The organism is Microvirga sp. P4_G7 (assembly GCF_056401005.1).
Window position 1 is genome coordinate 1 of the sequence record NZ_JBFUKD010000830.1, and the last position, 1,412, is coordinate 1,412.

A 1,412-nucleotide genomic window follows, 5' to 3' on the forward strand; every position below is an offset into this window, starting at 1 on the left:
GAAAAACTGATCTGGTTCGTATCGACCTGAACCGCCTGAGCGCGTCCGTTCTTGTCTTGCCCCGCGACTGTCTGCGTCTGTGTCGGGATGATGCGGCGAAGCGCCGGTTCGTTCACGAGGGTAAAGGAATGGAGCGTTGCCACGCCGGCTTGCGGACCATCGCCCGTGCCCATCTGCAAAACGAGTTCGCCGCCGGACATGCGCCGGTAGACGTCGGTAAATCGAAGCAGCGCGCCGGCATCTTCCGCTTGCAGCACGATGACCGCATTCGAGCTGCCTTGCGTCACCGTGCGGCCGACGACGTTCGTCGAACCGAGACGCCCCTTCATGTCCAATTGGCGAAGGTTGTCTTTCCTCATGGACAGTTTCATCGTGGCGTTGGTGATCGCCTCTTCGTTGAAGCCCGTCAAAATATTGAGGACGAGATCGAGATCGAAATCCTTGCCGTCGCGCGCCGCCACGGCTCGATTGCTCGAGGGGCCGCTCATCAATTTCGCGAAGGGCCGAGCGTCACCCACGTTTCCGCGGATGACGACCTTGTACACGCCGTTGCTCCGGTCGACCTGCGCACGCATATCGTCGCCGGCCGAGATCTTGAACGTCGTCAAATCGGCTCGGTCGAGCGCGCCGTCGGAGGACAGAACGGCACTCCCGCGCATCTGCGTCACACCGCTGTCGAGCGATAGATCGCGCAGCTCGCTCGCCGGTCCTTCGATCAGCGTCATCGTCAGACGGCCGGGACGTCCCGCCGGCTTCACCCACCCTGGAACGAGTTGGTCGATCGTCGCTTTTGCCAAGTCGATGTCGAGCTTCGTTCCGGGTTTGGCATCCTTGCCGAGGAAAACCGTCGCCTTGATCGGCAACGGACCGGTCAACTGAGATCCGAATGACAGGCCGCGCCGTTGCCGCGCGGCCTCGTCGAGTACGAAGGCGACATTCGCTTCGCCACCGTCGCGGCCCTGACGTACATCGATCGTCGTAGCGCTGCCGGCAAGCTTGCCATCACCCTTGATCACGAGCGAGCCGCGATCGTATGCGACGGCCAGTGTCGCGCTTTCGAGCCGATCCTTGCCGAACATCTTTTCGATGGTCAGGTCGCTGACCTTGCCGTTGACCGTTATCGGCAGATCGGCGACAGGCGGAATGTCCTTCACGGGCAACCCTATGCCGACCTTGAGGTCGCTCTTGCCCTTGACCGTCGATGGGTCCACGTCGAAACCGGCGATCTGGTGGATCACCGGCTCCTTCAGCAGCGCCGCGAGTGCATCGGCGCCACCTTGGAGACGAAAATCGATCTGCGCTTGTGCCGTATCGCCCCAATAATTCGGCAACGTGAACGTACCTTCGGACGCAGCGAGTTGACGGCCTTCCGGAAGCTCGACCTGACCTGTCGGCGCTTTGAGGGTCACTTT

Annotated in this window: 1 pseudogene; it reads right to left on the reverse strand. The window is 61.6% G+C overall.

From position 1 onward, the window contains the following. Positions 1 to 1,412, reverse strand: a pseudogene (locus AC1DT3_RS21090) (hypothetical protein); the annotation flags it as partial.